Origin of the sequence: Litoribrevibacter albus, assembly GCF_030159995.1 — a bacterium.
Taxonomy (GTDB): Bacteria; Pseudomonadota; Gammaproteobacteria; order Pseudomonadales; family Litoribrevibacteraceae; genus Litoribrevibacter; species Litoribrevibacter albus.
On sequence record NZ_BSNM01000002.1, the window covers coordinates 147,824 to 164,784 of the forward strand.

Genomic DNA, 16,961 nt, shown 5'->3' on the forward strand with positions numbered 1-16,961 from the left:
GAGTAATTGCGTAAAATGCGCCAAATTTTGGGCGGGTGAAATTAACTCACTGTCATTCTTGATAGAAGGCCGGAAAAGAATATGTATAAAAAGCGAGATAGAGCAAACGCGATTTAATCGACACGCTCTATCTCGCTTTTTTGCGATTTACGGTTACATTTTATTCGTACCATCAAAAACTTAGTCATTCCACTCATATCCTTTGGTATGGGTCGATGTGAAGCAGCAAATTGTGCGGGGAGGTTGCATTGAGTACACCAGCGATACTGGCTCTTGAAGACGGCAGTATTTTTAAAGGAATCTCTATTGGGGCTGACGGTCAGTCTACTGGAGAGGTTGTTTTTAATACTTCAATGACTGGCTATCAGGAAATTCTGACTGACCCATCTTATGCGCGTCAAATCGTTACTCTAACGTACCCGCATATCGGTAATGTTGGCGTAAATTCAGAAGATGAAGAAGCAACAGAAATTCACTCTGCCGGTCTGGTTATTCGTGATTTACCACTGATTGCAAGTAACTGGCGTTCTGAAAAAACGTTGGATCAATATTTGCGTGATCGCGGTATTGTTGGAATCGCGGAAATTGATACACGTCGTTTGACTCGTTTGCTTCGTGAAAAAGGTGCATTAGCAGGCTGCATCATGGCTGGTGATGATGCTTCTGAAGAAGCAGCGCTTGAAGCGGCAAAAGCCTTCCCTGGTTTGAAGGGGATGGATTTGGCGAAAGAAGTGACTGTTTCTGAGTCTTATTCATGGACAGATGGTGAGTGGGACCTGGTTGATGGCTACAAAGCCATGTCTGATGCTGAATTGCCTTACCATGTGGTGGCTTACGACTTTGGCGTGAAGCGTAATATCTTGCGTATGTTGGCTGCACGCGGATGTCGCCTAACCGTTGTTCCGGCTAAGACTCCGGCAAGTGACGTGTTAGCTATGAACCCTGATGGTATCTTCTTATCAAATGGTCCTGGTGACCCGGAACCATGTGATTACGCAATTGCGGCGATTAAAGAAATTCTTGAAACCGACATCCCAGTTTTTGGTATCTGTTTAGGGCACCAATTGCTATCCCTGGCGAGTGGCGCGCAAACTGTTAAAATGAAATTTGGTCACCACGGTGGAAACCACCCGGTACAAGACCTGAAAACCAAACAAGTAATGATTACCAGTCAAAACCACGGTTTTGCTGTGGATGAGGCTTCACTTCCTGCCAATATGGAAGCGACGCATAAATCATTGTTTGATGGTTCTTTGCAAGGTGTTCGTCGCACCGACAAACCTGCTTTCAGCTTCCAGGGTCACCCTGAAGCGAGCCCGGGGCCGCATGATATTGCTCCGTTGTTTGATCACTTCGTTGATTTGATCAAAGCAGCTAAATAACCGGACTAAAACGAGTGCCTGTTTATCCGGTGCAGGCACGCATGCGAGATCCTCTTATGGATTAAAGGCTTAACTCTGAATCTTATTAATAGAGATTCGAAAACATAGAAGTTAAGCAGGAACGAATTTTACTTTTTACGGTTTCGAGCAATGCCAAAACGTACAGACATAAAATCCATTCTTATTTTAGGTGCAGGTCCAATCATTATTGGTCAGGCGTGTGAGTTTGACTATTCAGGTGCACAAGCCTGTAAAGCGCTTCGCGAAGAAGGTTACCGAGTAATTCTTGTTAACTCTAACCCTGCTACCATCATGACTGATCCAGCGATGGCTGATGCAACCTACATCGAGCCGATTCACTGGACAACAGTAGAAAAAATCATTGAAAAAGAACGTCCTGATGCACTCTTGCCAACAATGGGTGGTCAGACGGCTCTGAACTGTGCACTGGATCTTGAGCGTGAAGGTGTTTTAGAGAAGTTTGGCGTTGAAATGATCGGTGCGAACGCCGATACCATTGATAAAGCAGAAGATCGTGACCGTTTTGATCAGGCGATGAAGAAGATTGGCCTGAAAACGCCAGAGGCCGCCATTGCTCATAGCATGGAAGAAGCCTATCAAGTGCTTGAAAAAATTGGCTTCCCTGCAATTATTCGACCTTCATTCACCATGGGTGGTACCGGTGGTGGTATCGCGTATAACCGTGAAGAGTTCCAGGAAATCTGTGAGCGCGGTTTAGATCTTTCTCCAACCTCTGAGCTTTTGATTGATAAGTCATTGATCGGTTGGAAAGAATACGAGATGGAAGTGGTTCGTGATAAGAACGACAACTGTATCATCGTATGTTCTATCGAAAACTTTGATGCGATGGGTGTTCATACCGGCGATTCGATCACAGTTGCACCTGCACAGACGTTGACTGATAAAGAACTACAAATCATGCGTGATGCTTCACTTGCGGTATTGCGTGAGATTGGTGTTGAAACCGGTGGTTCTAACGTGCAGTTTGGCTTGTGTCCTAAGACGGGCGAGATGGTTGTTATTGAGATGAACCCTCGTGTATCTCGTTCATCTGCACTTGCTTCTAAAGCGACAGGTTTCCCGATTGCTAAGATTGCAGCCAAATTGGCTGTAGGTTACACCTTGGATGAACTTCAGAACGATATTACCGGTGGTGCAACGCCTGCGTCTTTCGAGCCTTCAATCGATTATGTAGTTACCAAAATTCCTCGCTTTACTTTTGAAAAATTCCCTCAAGCGAATGACCGTTTGACGACTCAGATGAAGTCGGTGGGTGAAGTAATGGCGATTGGCCGTTCTTTCCAAGAGTCAATGCAAAAAGCATTGCGTGGTCTTGAAGTAGGTTCGTGTGGTTTCGATGAAATTTTGGATTTCACCCAGGAAGACGCAAAAGATACTCTGATTCATGAGCTTAAATCACCAGGTGCTGAGCGTGCTTGGTATGTGGGTGATGCTTTCCGTTCTGGCATGTCAGTGGATGAAGTTTATAAGCTATCTGGAATTGATCCATGGTATCTGGTTCAGATCGAAGAGCTTATTAACCTAGAGAACGAATTGAAATCTCTAGGTTTGTCAGACCTGACTGCAGAGAAGATGTTTAAGCTAAAACGCAAAGGTTTCTCTGATACGCGTTTGGCACAATTGCTGGCGGTGTCTGAAAAATCACTTCGTAAGCATCGTCAGGAGCTAGGTATTCGTCCTGTGTATAAGCGCGTTGACACCTGTGCGGCTGAATTTGCTTCTGATACTGCCTATATGTACTCAACCTATGAGGAAGAGTGCGAAGCGAATCCGTCTGATAAAGATAAGATCATGGTATTGGGCGGTGGTCCAAACCGTATTGGTCAAGGTATTGAATTCGACTACTGCTGTGTTCATGCTGCGTTAGCGATGCGTGATGATGGTTACGAAACCATTATGGTGAACTGTAATCCTGAAACAGTATCAACGGACTACGACACTTCTGATCGTTTATTCTTCGAACCAGTAACCCTTGAAGATGTACTTGAGATTGTTGATCTTGAGAAGCCTAAAGGTGTAATCGTTCAATTCGGTGGTCAAACGCCTTTGAAATTGGCGCGTGAGTTGGAAGCGGCTGGTGTGCCGATTATTGGTACAAGCCCTGAAGCGATTGACCGTGCTGAAGACCGTGAGCGTTTCCAGCAAATGGTTCAGCGTTTGGATATCAAACAGCCACCTAATACTACGGTTCGTTCTTCTGAAGAAGCGGTTAAAGCGGCTGATGAAATTGGTTATCCATTGGTTGTTCGTCCATCCTATGTATTGGGTGGTCGTGCAATGGAAATTGTATACAGTGAAACTGAGCTAAGCCGTTACATGCGTGAAGCGGTAAGTGTTTCTAATGAGTCGCCGGTATTGTTGGATCACTTCTTGAATTGTGCAATTGAAGTGGATATTGATGCAGTTTCCGACGGTAAAGAAGTGGTTATCGGTGCGATCATGCAGCACATTGAGCAGGCAGGTGTTCACTCTGGTGACTCGGCGTGTTCTTTGCCTCCTTATTCTCTACCGGCAGATGTTCAGGATGAAATGCGCGAAATGGTTAAGCGCATGGCGATTGAGCTAGGTGTTGTTGGTCTAATGAACGTTCAGTTGGCATACCAAGATGGTGAGATCTATGTGATTGAGGTAAACCCTCGTGCATCACGTACTGTACCATTCGTATCTAAGTGTATTGGTCGTTCGTTGGCTCAGGTTGCTGCACGTTGTATGGCGGGCGTTAGTTTGGCAGACCAGAATTTCACTTCTGAGATTGTTCCACCCTACTACAGTGTTAAAGAAGCGATCTTCCCATTCAATAAATTCCAAGGTGTTGATCCAATTCTTGGCCCTGAAATGAAGTCGACGGGTGAAGTAATGGGTGTTGGTGATACCTTTGGTGAGGCTTTTGCTAAAGCGGTTAAAGCGGGTGGTGAATTGCTGCCAACATCTGGTAAAGCGTTCATTAGTGTTCGTGATGCGGATAAAGGTGGTGTGGTTGAGCTAGCGAAAGGCTTGCTTGCACAGGGCTTCGAATTATGTGCTACTGGTGGTACTTGTGATGTGATTCAAGAGGCCGGTCTTGAGATTGAACGTGTGAACAAGGTGAAGGAAGGTCGTCCTCACATTGTTGATATGATCAAGAACGACGAGATCATCTTAATTGTAAACACCACTGAAGGTCGTAAGTCGATTGAGGATTCAGCAATGATCCGTCGTAGTGCGCTTCAGCATAAAGTGTATTGCACCACGACATTAGCGGGTGCATTTGCTGCGCTTCATGCGTTAGAAAGTGGTGAAGAGAAAACAGTTCGTCGCTTACAAGAATTGCATCAAGGCATTAATGCATAAGAATGCGTAAAGGATAAAGTGGATGAGTAAAGTCCCTATGACAGTCGCAGGCGAACAACGCCTGCGTGACGAGCTAGCTCGTCTTAAAACAGAAGACCGTCCTCGAGTGATTGCTGCAATTGCAGAAGCTCGTGAGCATGGAGATCTTAAAGAAAACGCTGAATACCATGCAGCTCGTGAGCAGCAGGGCTTCATTGAAGGTCGTATTCAGGAAATTGAAGGTAAGCTATCAAACGCTCAAGTGATTGATGTGTCTTCAATGTCAAATAACGGTAAGGTAATTTTCGGCGCAACGGTTGATCTGATTAACCTGGATACTGATCAAGAAGTCCGTTATCAAATCGTTGGTGAAGACGAAGCTGACATTAAAGCAGGTAAAATCTCTGTGACATCCCCTATTGCTCGCTCTTTGGTTGGCAAGGAAGAGGATGATATTGTCGTGGTTGCTGCGCCTGGTGGTGAAGTTGAGTACGAAATTTCTCAGGTACACTACCTATAATGACTGCAGGAACTCAGGTTAAGCCTCAAATTGGCGCGGGAACGCGCTTAATCTTGACCTTTTGGCTGGGGTCGTTGTGGGCGGTTGGTTATTTGGCGATTCCATTTATCGCCAAATCCATGCCGGATCCGTCGCAATGGCAACCACTGGCACTGGGTTTAAAATATCTTGCTATCAATGTGGGGATATTTTGTGGGGCAGTCGTCTTGATTGGGCGATTATTTGAGCTGCATCTGAATAAGCAGTCGTTAATTGAAACACAATCTATTTTGATTTCGATTATGCTCGTTTTGTCCGGGGTGTATAGCTTTCGACAATATGGTGCTGAATCGATTGTGCCGGAACAGGATCTGTTATTCGGAATGGTATCTTTGCTGGGTATTATTTTGTTGGCAAATCGAAAAGATTGAGTGCATAAAAAAGGTCACGTGAAGTGACCTTTTTTACATCTGTAAGATAAGCATTATCTTAATAGATTGGAAAGTCGTTCGTTGCGCTCTTTTGCAAAACGTAAGATTAATGCAATCTTACCGATCGTCTGAATCAGTTCGGCACCCGTCGCCTCACAAATTTCATTAATAAGCTCTGCTCTTGCATCTCGATCATTTACGTTGAACTTCACTTTAATAAGTTCATGGTCATTCAGTGCGCGATCTGTTTCGTCAATTACGCCTTGAGATACACCGTTCTCAGAAACGATTATGACAGGATTTAAATTGTGTCCAATGCTACGGTATTCTTTTTTCTTGGCATTGGTGAGTTTGTTTGCAGGGCTTTTTGCCATCTGATTTTGTTCTCCGCTATATTTTCTGGCGCGAATTGTAACCTATTACCGTACAGTTGCTAACACATTGTAGTTGGTATTCATCTAAAGATTGGTATCTTTTGTCTCGTTGATTCTCTGTTATTTGGCTCTCTTCGGATTTTGTTCAAAGAAAATGGCTTGAGATTTGAAAAAGTAGCCTCATATATACATCTGAATTCAATCGAAATAATTTGAAAGCCTAGTCGGTCTTGTTTTTGTTGATCGTGGTTTTGAGATTCTGAGTAGCAAAAATTGAAGAGCTGAATGGATCTTCGAGTGGCGTTCTATAATGAGGGTATCTGCCTTGTTGGTGAAACCGAATTGTAGATCGGGATGTCTGGTTGCTTAATAAAATTGTCCTTGAGAGTAGAACTGTTTGAGATTGTTTGTTGTCGGAGTCATACTGTAACATGAACGAATAAGTTACAGGTGAAGGCTGGGCAATCAGCTGGCACTCATCAAAGAAATGAAAAGAGGGTTGTTCCTTGAACGACGTAATGAAGAATTTGATTTTGTGGGCCATTATCGCAACGGTTGTTGTAATGGTGCTGAATAAGTTTGATCAAACCGCTCCATCGGAAGAGTATAGTTACTCGGAGTTTGTTGAGCAGGTGAAGAGTGGTCAGGTCGATAAAGTGACTGTGGATGGTACTGTAATTATTGGTAAATTGCAGAACGGATCTCGCTTCGAAACAGTGATGCCGCCAGGACTGCTTGATCTTGATCTTGTAAATGATCTTATCAATAACGGTGTTGATGTCGAGGGCAAGAAACCAGAGCAGCAGAGCATCTGGACTCAATTGTTGGTTGCTAGTTTCCCTATCTTGGTAATTATTGTTGTGTTCATGTTCTTTATGCGCCAAATGCAAGGTGGTGGTGGCGGTGGCAAGGGACCAATGTCCTTTGGTAAGAGTAAAGCTCGTCTGTTGAGTGAAGATCAGATCAAAACAACTTTTTCGGATGTTGCCGGTGTTGATGAAGCACGTGAAGATGTTCAGGAATTGGTTGATTTCCTAAAAGATCCAGGCAAGTTTCAGCGTCTGGGTGGGAAAATTCCTCGTGGTGTATTGATGGTAGGCCCACCAGGTACAGGTAAAACACTTCTTGCAAAAGCGGTAGCTGGGGAAGCGAAAGTACCTTTCTTTACCATTTCAGGTTCTGATTTCGTAGAAATGTTCGTTGGTGTGGGTGCATCACGTGTACGTGACATGTTTGATCAGGCTAAAAAACAAGCACCTTGTATCATCTTTATTGACGAGATTGATGCGGTAGGTCGTCATCGTGGTGCTGGTTTAGGTGGTGGTCATGATGAACGCGAACAAACATTAAACCAATTGTTGGTTGAGATGGATGGCTTTGAAGCGAACGATGGCATTATTGTGATTGCTGCTACTAACCGTCCGGATGTGCTTGATCCTGCCTTGTTGCGTCCGGGGCGTTTTGACCGTCAGGTTGTTGTAGGTTTACCTGACATCCGTGGACGAGAGCAAATTCTAAATGTTCATGTTCGTAAAGTTCCTGTCGCTGATGATGTGAATACATCAGTTATTGCTCGTGGTACACCAGGTTTTTCTGGTGCGGATCTGGCAAACCTATGTAATGAAGCTGCTTTGTTTGCTGCGCGTGCAAATAAACGTTTGGTTACGATGGAAGAGTTTGAGTTGGCGAAAGACAAAATCATGATGGGTGCAGAGCGCAAATCTATGGTGATGTCTGAGAAGGAAAAGCTAAATACGGCTTATCATGAAGCAGGGCATGCAATCGTTGGTCGTTTGGTGCCTGAGCATGATCCTGTCTATAAGGTGAGTATTATTCCTCGTGGTCGAGCGTTGGGTGTAACCATGTTCTTGCCGGAAGAAGATAGATACAGTCAGAGCAAACGTGCAATTGAAAGTTCCATTTGTAGCCTGTTTGGTGGGCGTATTGCTGAAGAGCTAACGTTGGGCTTTGAAGGTGTGACTACGGGCGCTTCTAATGATATTCAACGCGCAACCAGTATTGCACGTAGTATGGTGACTAAATGGGGACTGTCTGAAAAGATGGGACCTTTAATGTACGACGAAGATGATGGTGAAGTGTTCCTAGGTCGTTCAGCGAGCACACCTCATAAGGCAATGTCTGGTGAAACGGCGAAAGCCATTGATGCAGAAGTGCGTAGAATTGCTGATGAGTGTTATGAACGTGCCAAAACTATCCTAGTTGAGCATCGTGATAAATTGGATATGATGGCTGACGCTTTGATGAAGTATGAAACCATTGATTCCAAGCAGATTGATGACATCATGGAAGGCAAAGAGCCTCGTGAACCTGAAGGATGGGATGATCGTTCAAATGGTTCTGGGTCTTCTTCAGCTAAACAGTCGGAAGATGAGACTGATAAGGTTGATGGTTCTAAGCCAGAGTTTAAAGACTCAACCAATATTGGTGGTCCTGCTAACCAGAATTAATTACTTGATTGGTTGGTAAGTATATGGGGTGCAGTATGAATATAAATGTTCATCTGTGCCCTTGTTTATTTGTGGTTGTAGTATTTTTTAAGTAAAAGTTTATGAAGTTTGGATCGATCGAGATCGATTTTTCTCGTCCTCATGTTATGGGTGTTCTTAATGTTACTCCCGACTCCTTTTCTGATGGTGGTCAGTTTAATTCTTTAGATTCTGCCTTGTTTCGCGCTGAAGAAATGGTGTCTTCTGGTGCAACCTTTATCGATATCGGGGGAGAGTCCACTCGCCCAGGTGCGGCTGTGGTGACTTTGCAGGAAGAGATGGATCGGGTTTTACCGGTAGTTGAGAAGCTGTCGGGAAATATATCGGCAGTTATTTCTGTGGATAGTAGCTCTCCTGAGTTATTGGCGGAAGCCGCTTCTTTAGGCATGGGACTGATTAATGACGTCCGAGCTCTACAGAAAGAGGGCGCGTTGTCTGTGGCGGCTGAATCCGGTTTGCCAATATGTTTAATGCACATGCAGGGTAGCCCGCAAACTATGCAGGAAAACCCGACGTATCATGATGCGTTGTCTGAAATTAAAGTGTTTTTTGAAGAGCGTATTGCGGCATGTGTGGCTTCAGGGATCAATAAAGATAATTTGATCCTGGATCCAGGATTCGGTTTTGGCAAAACATTAACGCATAACCTGATGTTGCTTAAGCAATTGAAGCAATTTGAGTCTCTCAAATTGCCACTTTTGGTGGGGTTGTCCCGAAAATCTATGTTGGGACAAATAACCGGAAAAGAAGTTGGTGAGCGTATGGCGGCCAGTGTGTCTGCTGCAGTGCTTTCAGCGATGAACGGAGCAAATATAATTCGAGTTCATGATGTGGCTGAAACGGTTGATGCGCTAAAAGTAGTTCAAGCTGTAATGGATGTTTAGTTTAATTGTTATTGATATGTTCTGTTGTTTTAAGCTAAAGAACAATAAGTATAGGTAGTGAGCAGTGGGAAATCGTAAGTATTTTGGTACAGATGGAATTCGTGGCAAGGTTGGTCAATCACCTATTACACCAGACTTTGTGATGAAACTAGGGTGGGCGGCTGGTAAGGTATTTCGCCGCCAGGGTGTAAGTACTATTTTGATCGGTAAGGACACTCGTGTTTCGGGGTATATGTTTGAATCTGCATTGGAAGCTGGTTTGTCAGCTGCTGGTGTAAATATTGGGCTGCTTGGACCAATTCCAACTCCGGCTATCGCGTACCTTACAAGAACCTTTAAGGCTCAGGCAGGTATTGTAATCAGTGCTTCTCATAACCCGTTTTATGATAATGGGATTAAGTTCTTTTCTGCACAAGGCACCAAGTTGCCGGATGATCTAGAGCACCAGATTGAAGCCATGATCGATGCTCCTATGGAAGTGGTTGATTCGTCAGAGCTTGGTAAAGCTTTCCGTATTGAAGATGCTCGTGGTCGCTACGTCGAATTTTGTAAGAGTCGGGTTTCTGATGAGCTTGATTTGTCATCTATTAAGATGGTGCTTGATTGTGCAAATGGAGCCACTTATCAAGTCGCACCTGCAGTCATGGCGGAATTACGTGCAAATTTAAGTGAAATTCATGTAAATCCAGACGGTTTTAATATTAATGAAGGGTGTGGTTCAACCAGCCCTGAAGTGCTTCGTCGTGTCGTTTTGGCTGAAAAAGCGGATATCGGCATCGCTTTTGATGGTGATGGTGATCGATTAATTCTTGTGGATGATCATGGCGAGCTGGTTGATGGTGATGAGATCCTGTATATCCTTGCTCGACATCAGAAGCTGAAAGGTACGATGGACGGTGGTGTTGTTGGCACTAAGATGTCTAATCTTGGGTTAGAGCGTGCGTTGGCTGATATGGATATTCCTTTCGTCCGGGCTGACGTGGGTGATCGGTATGTGATGGAAGCACTGAAAGAAAATGAGTGGTACATGGGTGGTGAAAACTCAGGTCACATAGTGCTGGGGGATATGACGAGCACGGGTGACGGGTTGATTAGCGCACTTAAAGTGTTGGAAGTGATGTTTGAAACAGGGTCTTCTTTGGCTGAATTGCGCCAAGGAATGACAAAGTGTCCTCAGAAATTGGTTAATGTTAAGGTCTCTGATAAGAAGGGGATTATGGGGTCTCCTGAAATCGCTAAAGAAGTTGAGGCGTCTGAGGTTCGTATGGAAGGACGCGGTCGCGTCTTGTTAAGACCTTCAGGAACAGAGCCACTTGTTAGGGTGATGGTTGAAGGTGTGGATCAGTCTGAGATTGAGCGAGAAGTGGCTCACTTGGTTGAAGTAGTTAAGTCAGTTACAAAGTAAAATTTTAGTTTCTGTGTTGGTGGATGGGTGAGTTGCTTGATCTTGTTATCTAAAGGATATAGTATGTCCGCCGCTCAGGGTTATGGAGATGGGCATGCGTAAGTCGATAGTAGCTGGAAACTGGAAGCTAAATGGTTCACTTGAAACGGTAAGTCAGTTGGCAAGTGGTGTTGCTTCTCAGGTTTCAAATCTAAACTCGGAAGTGGTTGTCTGTCCGGTTTATGTTCATTTGAATCCTGTTGCAAGTGCAGTTTCCGGAAAAAAAGTAGCCTTGGGTGCTCAAAATTGTAGTGCTCAGTTAAGCGGTGCTTACACGGGTGAAGTTTCGCCGGGCATGCTTAAAGAATTGGGCTGCGAGTATGTGATTCTAGGTCACTCAGAGCGAAGAAGTTTGTTTTCTGAAACAGATTCTGACGTTTCAGAAAAAATGAAGTCTGTGCTTGAGCAGGGGTTAGTTCCTATTTTGTGTGTAGGTGAAACTCTTGAAGAGAGAGAGCAGGGGCTGGCTGAGTTAGTTGTTAAAACACAATTGCTTGCAGCGGTAGAAGGCTTGTCTTCAGATGCTGTTCAGACCATTGTGGTAGCTTATGAACCTGTGTGGGCTATCGGTACAGGGTTGACGGCAACGCCAGAGCAGGCTCAGCAAATGCATTCCTTTATTCGGGGAGTGCTGGCTACAGTTTCTCAGTCTGTAGCGGAACAGGTAAGAATTTTGTACGGTGGAAGTGTTAAGCCTGATAATGCTCAAGAGTTGTTTGCTCAAGATGATATTGATGGTGGCCTGATCGGCGGTGCTTCTCTAAATGTTGAAGACTTTGTAGCCATTTGTAAGGCAGCAGGATAAGAGAATGGAAGTTATATTATTGAGTTTGCATGTTTTATTCGCAGTCGCTATTATAGCGCTCGTTTTGCTTCAGCAGGGTAAAGGTGCTGATGCGGGTGCTGCCTTTGGTGGTGGCGGTGCATCTCAGACTGTTTTTGGAAGTCAGGGTTCTGGTAACTTCTTGACAAAGTCGACTTCAATGTTGGCGGCACTGTTTTTTGCAACGAGCTTGGGTCTTGCTATGATCGCTAAACAGCAGGCTTCTGCTGTTGATCAAGTTGGGTTGCCTAAGATTTCGGTTGAAGAGGTTGCTCCTGCTGTTGAAGATGCAGAACTACCTGCTTTAGACGAAGCAGTAAGTGAAGACGAAGTTCCGCAAGTAGCTGAATAATCTTTTAGATTGATTTGGTTATCTGAATAAAGCCGAAGTGGTGAAATTGGTAGACACGCCATCTTGAGGGGGTGGTGACTGTATGGTCGTGCCGGTTCGAGTCCGGCCTTCGGCACCAATGATTGACCAGGGTGTGGCAGTTGACTATAATTGCCTCGACCTTGAGAGGTCGCTGTTAAAAGCCCCATTGTTAGGGGCTTTTTTCTAGCTGGAAGAAAGACTTTCAAGGAATGGGCTATATAGCCCTTTTTTTGTTTATAGAGTTTTTGAAATTCTAATTTTTAATCGCGTTTGGAGTTAGGTGCACTTGAGTACCAAATCTAACCAATTACAAGAAATGTTAGCGCCAGTGGTCGAATCTTTAGGGTATGACTTCTGGGGTTTAGAGTATGTTTCTCAAGGTAAACACTCAGTGTTGCGAGTGTTTATTGATCATGAAAACGGCATACAAGTTGATGATTGTGCAAAAGTCAGTCGTCAGTTGAGTGCTGTCTTAGACGTTGAAGATCCGATCAGCTCGGAATACAGCCTCGAGGTTTCCTCGCCAGGAATGGATCGGCCGTTGTTTACTCTGGAGCAATTTGAGAAATACATAGGACAGGTAGTTTCTGTGAAGCTACGCTTCCCGTTTGAGGGTCGTCGCAAATTTATGGGGCGACTAAATGGTGTGGAAGGCAGTGATGTTGTGGTACAGGTCGATAATCATGAATATTGCTTGCCTATAGACTCGATTGATAAAGCCAACGTCGAGCCACAATTTAAGTGACAGTCATTAGTTAAAGGGTAGAGTGAAATGGGAAAAGAGATTCTGCTGGTAGCTGAAGCGGTTTCCAATGAAAAAGGAGTTGACCGCGAAATTATCTTTGAAGCTATTGAGCTGGCGTTGGCAACGGCAACTAAAAAGCGTTACGAAGACGAAGATAGTGATATTCAAGTAAATATCGATCGTAAAACGGGTGAGTTTGATACTTTTCGTCGCTGGTTAGTTGTACCGGATGATGAATTAGCAAAGCTGGGTACTGAATTTACGACCGAAGAAGCCGCCGAAAAAGATCCAAATCTAAAGCCAGGCGATATTTACGAAGAACAAGTGGAAAACGTTGAGTTTGGTCGTATTGGGGCTCAAGCTGCAAAACAAATTATTGTTCAAAAAGTAAGAGAAGCAGAGCGCCTGAAAATTGTTACTCAATACAGAGAGCGTGTTGGCGACTTGGTAACCGGTGTTGTTAAGAAGGTCGGTCGCGATAAGTTGTTTATCGATCTGGGTAACAATGCAGAAGCTGAATTGCCAAGAGATCAGTTGATTGGTCGTGAATCTTTCCGTATCGGTGAGCGTGTGCGTGCGTTATTGCTGACAATTCGTGAAGATTCTCGTGGTCCTCGATTGATTTTGAGTCGTTCTGCACCGGAAGTGTTGATCGAACTATTCAGAATTGAAGTACCTGAAATCTCAGAAGAAGTGATTGAGATCAAAGGTGCGGCTCGAGACCCTGGTCTTCGTGCCAAGATTGCTGTTAAAACAAACGATAAGCGTATTGATCCTGTTGGTGCTTGTGTTGGTATGCGTGGTTCTCGTGTTCAGGCTGTTTCTAATGAATTAGGTGGCGAGCGTATTGATATTGTGTTGTGGGATGATAATCCGGCGCAACTTGTTATCAATGCAATGGCTCCTGCTGAAGTGGCTTCCATTGTGATTGATGAAGACAGTCACACCATGGATGTTGCTGTAACTGAAGACAACCTTGCAATGGCTATTGGTAAAGGTGGTCAGAATGTTCGTTTGGCGAGTGATTTAACTGGCTGGACATTGAATGTAATGACCGAGAATGAAGCCGGCGAGAAACAAGAAGCTGAGCGCTCTTCGTTAATTTCTAATTTTGTAAATAATTTGGATGTTGATGAAGATTTTGCTGAGTTCCTTGTAGAAGAAGGGTTCAGTTCGCTTGAAGAAGTGGCGTATGTACCACTTGAAGAAATGCTAGAGATTGAAGGGCTTGATGAAGAGACCGTAGAAGAATTACGAGCTCGTGCGAAAGATGCGTTGTTGAACAAGGCATTGGCGTCTGAAGAACAATTAGACGAAGCGATCCTTGAAATCGATGGTATGGATCATGACACCGCCCTGGCATTGAATCAGGCTGGCGTTAAGACATTGGATGATTTGGCAGAGCAGTCTGTTGATGATTTGATGGAAATTGAAGCAATCAGTGATGAAGATGTTGCAGCGAAATATATTATGGCTGCACGTGCACACTGGTTCGAAGGTGAAGAATAAGGCTAACGAAGGAGAGATACCGAGTTATGGCAGAGTTGACAGTAAAACAGTTAGCCGAAGTCGTGGGTGTACCTACGGATAAATTGCTTTCTCAAATGAAAGATGCCGGTCTGGCTCAACAGAGTGAAACCGATCACGTAAGTGAAGTAGAGAAAAAGACACTACTCGACTTCTTGAAGCGCAGTCGCGGTGATAGTGGTGAATCACCAAAGAAAATTACCCTTCAGCGTAAAACTAAAACGACGATTAAAGCACCAGCAGGTGCAGGTAAGAGTAAGACCGTTAATGTAGAAGTGCGTAAGAAGCGTACCTATGTTAAACGCGCATCTGAAACAGCTGCTGAAGAGGCAGAGTCAAATCTTGAAGCTGCTCCGGTTGAAGAAGTTGCAGTAGTAGATGCTCCGGTTGTAGAGGATGTGAAACAAGAGGCGGTGGAAGCTGCTCCTGTTGAACAGCCTGTGGCTGAAGTGGTTGAAGAAGCTCCTGTAGTTGAAGCTGTTGAAGAAACGCAGAGCGATGTTGCTGATGCTCCTGTCTCAGCTGAAGATGTCGCAGCTGCGAAAGAACGTGCTCGTAAAGAAGCACCAGCGAAGAAAAAAGCTGAGCCTACCAAGAAGCGTGCCGCGCCAGCTAAAGCCGATGAAGGTCATAAGCGCAAAGAGCATAAGAACAAAGGTGGTGCTGGTCGCAAAGTAAGTTTGGATGATGAGTACGGCGAAGAACGTACCATGCGTCGTCCTAAGAAGAAGCGTAAAGAGCAAAATAAACACGCGTTTGAGATGCCAAGTGCGCCAATCGTTCGTGAAGTAATGATTCCTGAAAGTATTACCGTTGGTGATCTTGCTCAGAAAATGTCTGTAAAGGCTGCTGAAGTAATTAAGGTGATGTTTACTATGGGCTCCATGGTAACCATTAACCAAGTACTTGATCAGGAAACGGCTCAGTTAATCGTTGAAGAAATGGGCCATAAGTTCAAGCTTCTACGTGAAAACGAAGTTGAGTTTGAAATTGCTGAAGACGTGAAATACGACATTGATGAAACCCCTCGTGCGCCTGTTGTGACTGTAATGGGTCACGTAGACCACGGTAAGACATCTTTGCTTGACTATATCCGTCGTACTCGCGTTGCTAAAGGTGAGTCAGGTGGTATTACCCAGCACATTGGTGCATATCACGTAGAAACTGATCACGGCATGGTGAGCTTCCTTGATACTCCTGGACACGCCGCCTTTACCGCGATGCGTGCACGTGGTGCTAAGGCAACCGATATTGTAATTCTTGTGGTCGCTGCTGATGATGGTGTAATGCCTCAGACAGAAGAGGCGATTCAGCATGCTCGTGCTGCTGGCGTACCTATCGTTGTTGCAGTGAACAAGTGTGATAAAGAAGAAGCAGATCCAGATCGCGTGAAGAATGAGTTGGCTCAGAAAGATGTGATTCCAGAGGATTGGGGTGGTGATGTTCAGTTCGTGAACGTGTCAGCGCACTCGGGCCAAGGTATTGATGAACTGTTGGATGCTGTCTTGCTTCAATCTGAAATGCTTGAGCTTAAAGCTCCGGCGACAGGTCCTGCAAGAGGTGTGGTCATCGAATCTAAGCTTGATAAAGGTCGTGGTTCAGTGGCAACTATTCTTGTTCAAGCGGGTGAGTTGAAGAAAGGCGACATCGTTCTTGCTGGTCAAGAATTTGGACGTGCTCGTGCGTTGATTGATGAAAATGGTCAGCCAATCGAAGTTGCCGGCCCATCAATTCCGGTTGAGATCTTGGGTCTTGGTGGTACACCAAACGCAGGTGATGAGTTCATGGTTGTACCGAATGAGAAGAAAGCTCGTGAAGTAGCTAACTTCCGTCAAGGTAAGTACCGTGAGATCAAACTTGCGCGTCAGCAAGCGTCTAAGCTTGAAAACCTATTTGAGAATATGGGCAAAGGCGAAGTGAGCGAGCTTAATATCGTTCTTAAGACCGATGTTCGTGGTTCTTTGGAAGCTTTGACTGGAGCTCTGCAAGATCTTTCTACGGACGAAGTAGCAGTACGTATCATCAGTAGTGGTGTGGGTGGTATCTCTGAAACAGATGCTAACTTGGCGCTTGCTTCTAACGCAATTGTCTTTGGTTTCAATGTTCGTGCTGATGCAACAGCGAAAGAAATCATCGATCGTGAAGAAGTGGATCTACGTTACTACTCAGTGATCTATGACATTGTTGATGACGTGAAACAGGCTCTTACTGGTCTTCTTGCTCCAGAATTTAGAGAAGAGATTGTTGGTGTTGCTGAAGTGCGTGATGTATTCCGCTCTCCTAAATTCGGTGCGGTTGCCGGTTGTATGGTTATTGAAGGTACCATTTTCCGTAACGAACGTATCCGTGTTCTTCGTGATAACGTGGTTATCTATGAAGGCGAACTGGAATCTCTACGTCGTTTCAAAGATGATGTGAACGAAGTTCGAAATGGCTTTGAATGTGGTATTGGTGTTAAGAACTACAATGATGTCAAAGCTGGTGACAAGATTGAGGTTTACAAAGACGTAGAAGTTCAACGCTCTTTGTAACTTGATCAATTAAGGGTTTAACAGTGTTTGTTGTTAAATCTCATTAAAAGGATTGCTCGGTGTAAAGGTGGAAACCTTTCTCCGAGCTTT

At 44.6% G+C, this 16,961-nt stretch carries 13 protein-coding genes and 1 tRNA gene; 13 read left to right on the plus strand and 1 reads right to left on the minus strand.

Features of this window, described 5'->3' with window-relative positions; all coding sequences use genetic code 11:
* The first annotated feature begins 248 nt into the window (after nucleotides 1-248).
* The 4 genes from carA (at nucleotide 249) to QQL66_RS00825 (ending at nucleotide 5,663) form a co-directional block, all read left to right on the plus strand.
* Nucleotides 249-1,382, plus strand: coding sequence for a glutamine-hydrolyzing carbamoyl-phosphate synthase small subunit (gene carA / locus QQL66_RS00810; RefSeq protein ID WP_284377620.1), 1,134 nt, complete (start codon nucleotides 249-251; stop codon nucleotides 1,380-1,382).
* Between the two features lie 150 nt (nucleotides 1,383-1,532).
* Nucleotides 1,533-4,754, plus strand: a complete 3,222-nt coding sequence (gene carB, locus QQL66_RS00815; protein WP_284377621.1) for a carbamoyl-phosphate synthase large subunit — start codon at nucleotides 1,533-1,535, stop codon at nucleotides 4,752-4,754.
* Between the two features lie 22 nt (nucleotides 4,755-4,776).
* A complete protein-coding gene (greA, locus tag QQL66_RS00820) occupies nucleotides 4,777-5,253 on the plus strand; it encodes a transcription elongation factor GreA (RefSeq protein WP_284377624.1) in 477 nt (158 codons plus the stop codon).
* Nucleotides 5,253-5,663, plus strand: a complete 411-nt coding sequence (locus tag QQL66_RS00825) for a hypothetical protein (RefSeq protein ID WP_284377626.1) — start codon at nucleotides 5,253-5,255, stop codon at nucleotides 5,661-5,663. The genes greA and QQL66_RS00825 overlap by 1 nt, the downstream gene beginning before the upstream one ends.
* A 53-nt stretch (nucleotides 5,664-5,716) precedes the next feature.
* On the opposite strand, the gene QQL66_RS00830 is transcribed toward QQL66_RS00825, so the two are convergent.
* The gene (locus tag QQL66_RS00830; RefSeq protein ID WP_284377628.1) at nucleotides 5,717-6,037 is read right to left on the minus strand and encodes a YhbY family RNA-binding protein; all 321 of its coding nucleotides are present in this window, start codon (nucleotides 6,035-6,037) and stop codon (nucleotides 5,717-5,719) included.
* A 518-nt stretch (nucleotides 6,038-6,555) separates the two neighbouring features.
* Here QQL66_RS00830 and ftsH point away from each other — a divergent pair.
* The 9 genes from ftsH (at nucleotide 6,556) to infB (ending at nucleotide 16,871) form a co-directional block, all read left to right on the plus strand.
* Complete coding sequence (ftsH, locus tag QQL66_RS00835) at nucleotides 6,556-8,505, plus strand: ATP-dependent zinc metalloprotease FtsH (protein ID WP_284377631.1); 1,950 nt, start codon at nucleotides 6,556-6,558, stop codon at nucleotides 8,503-8,505.
* Between the two features lie 101 nt (nucleotides 8,506-8,606).
* Entirely contained in the window at nucleotides 8,607-9,428 is an 822-nt protein-coding gene (gene folP, locus QQL66_RS00840) for a dihydropteroate synthase (RefSeq protein WP_284377633.1), read from the plus strand.
* Nucleotides 9,429-9,492: 64 nt separating this feature from the next.
* Nucleotides 9,493-10,833 (plus strand): phosphoglucosamine mutase, encoded by a 1,341-nt coding sequence (gene glmM, locus QQL66_RS00845; protein ID WP_284377635.1) that lies wholly within the window; start codon nucleotides 9,493-9,495, stop codon nucleotides 10,831-10,833.
* A 94-nt stretch (nucleotides 10,834-10,927) separates the two neighbouring features.
* A complete protein-coding gene (gene tpiA, locus QQL66_RS00850; RefSeq protein ID WP_284377637.1) occupies nucleotides 10,928-11,677 on the plus strand; it encodes a triose-phosphate isomerase in 750 nt (249 codons plus the stop codon).
* Between the two features lie 4 nt (nucleotides 11,678-11,681).
* Nucleotides 11,682-12,047 (plus strand): preprotein translocase subunit SecG, encoded by a 366-nt coding sequence (gene secG / locus QQL66_RS00855; protein ID WP_284377639.1) that lies wholly within the window; start codon nucleotides 11,682-11,684, stop codon nucleotides 12,045-12,047.
* A gap of 31 nt (nucleotides 12,048-12,078) precedes the next feature.
* Nucleotides 12,079-12,165: transfer RNA gene (locus QQL66_RS00860), tRNA-Leu, on the plus strand.
* Nucleotides 12,166-12,354: 189 nt separating this feature from the next.
* Nucleotides 12,355-12,813: a ribosome maturation factor RimP gene (gene rimP / locus QQL66_RS00865; protein WP_284377641.1), complete on the plus strand. Its 459-nt coding sequence runs from the start codon at nucleotides 12,355-12,357 to the stop codon at nucleotides 12,811-12,813.
* Nucleotides 12,814-12,840: 27 nt separating this feature from the next.
* On the plus strand, nucleotides 12,841-14,322 hold the full coding sequence (nusA, locus tag QQL66_RS00870; protein ID WP_284377643.1) for a transcription termination factor NusA: 1,482 nt from the start codon (nucleotides 12,841-12,843) through the stop codon (nucleotides 14,320-14,322).
* Nucleotides 14,323-14,348: 26 nt separating this feature from the next.
* The gene (gene infB / locus QQL66_RS00875; RefSeq protein WP_284377645.1) at nucleotides 14,349-16,871 is read left to right on the plus strand and encodes a translation initiation factor IF-2; all 2,523 of its coding nucleotides are present in this window, start codon (nucleotides 14,349-14,351) and stop codon (nucleotides 16,869-16,871) included.
* Nucleotides 16,872-16,961: the final 90 nt, after the last annotated feature.

Bases quoted from the DNA above. Each gene is read 5' to 3' on its own strand.
- infB (WP_284377645.1), top strand. From the start codon at position 14,349: ATGGCAGAGTTGACAGTAAAACAGTTAGCCGAAGTCGTGGGTGTACCT.
- tpiA (WP_284377637.1), top strand. From the start codon at position 10,928: ATGCGTAAGTCGATAGTAGCTGGAAACTGGAAGCTAAATGGTTCACTT.
- QQL66_RS00830 (WP_284377628.1), bottom strand. From the start codon at position 6,037: ATGGCAAAAAGCCCTGCAAACAAACTCACCAATGCCAAGAAAAAAGAA.
- ftsH (WP_284377631.1), top strand. From the start codon at position 6,556: ATGAAGAATTTGATTTTGTGGGCCATTATCGCAACGGTTGTTGTAATG.
- QQL66_RS00825 (WP_284377626.1), top strand. From the start codon at position 5,253: ATGACTGCAGGAACTCAGGTTAAGCCTCAAATTGGCGCGGGAACGCGC.
- nusA (WP_284377643.1), top strand. From the start codon at position 12,841: ATGGGAAAAGAGATTCTGCTGGTAGCTGAAGCGGTTTCCAATGAAAAA.
- folP (WP_284377633.1), top strand. From the start codon at position 8,607: ATGAAGTTTGGATCGATCGAGATCGATTTTTCTCGTCCTCATGTTATG.
- carB (WP_284377621.1), top strand. From the start codon at position 1,533: ATGCCAAAACGTACAGACATAAAATCCATTCTTATTTTAGGTGCAGGT.
- secG (WP_284377639.1), top strand. From the start codon at position 11,682: ATGGAAGTTATATTATTGAGTTTGCATGTTTTATTCGCAGTCGCTATT.
- greA (WP_284377624.1), top strand. From the start codon at position 4,777: ATGAGTAAAGTCCCTATGACAGTCGCAGGCGAACAACGCCTGCGTGAC.